Source organism: Plastoroseomonas arctica (assembly GCF_018128965.1).
GTDB classification, from domain to species: domain Bacteria; phylum Pseudomonadota; class Alphaproteobacteria; order Acetobacterales; family Acetobacteraceae; genus Plastoroseomonas; species Plastoroseomonas arctica.
The window spans coordinates 1-502 of the sequence record NZ_JAAEDH010000051.1; the positions used below are offsets into that span (position 1 = coordinate 1).

Below are 502 nucleotides of genomic sequence, written 5' to 3' on the forward strand. Positions count from 1 at the left end.
AGCCCGGCGGTGCGCCGGGCGCCACCGGCCTGCGCACGCCGCCCACGCCCGGGGGCCCAGGTGCCGCACAGCAGCAGCCCGGGGCCGCGAGCCTGCCGGGACAGCCGCCGAGCCTCAGCCCGCAACAGCCCGGTGCGGTTCCGCAGCAGCCAGGATTTAGCGGTCAGCAGCCCGGGTTTCGCCCGCAACAGCCAACACCCACGCCGCAGCAGCCGGGCTTCTCGAGCTCGCCGGGGCAACAGCCAGGCTTCCGCCCGCCCGAGACGCCGCAGCGGCAGCCAGGCTTCGCCAGCCCACCGTCGCAACAGCCAGGATTCCGGCCGCCGCAGGCCGCGCCCCAGCCGCAGCAGCCCGCCTTCCAGAGCCCGCCGCCGCGACAGCCGGAGCCTCGCCCGCAACAGCAGGTCGCGCCGCCGCCGCAGGTGTTCCGCCCGCAGCCGAGTGCGGCGCCCCCGCAGCAGCAGCCGGCGTTCCGGCCGCCGCCGCCGGCCATCGCGAGCCC

General features: G+C 78.5%; 1 pseudogene. It reads left to right on the top strand.

What is annotated here, in order from left to right:
- Window positions 1–502, top strand: a pseudogene (locus GXW79_RS21315) (hypothetical protein); the annotation flags it as partial.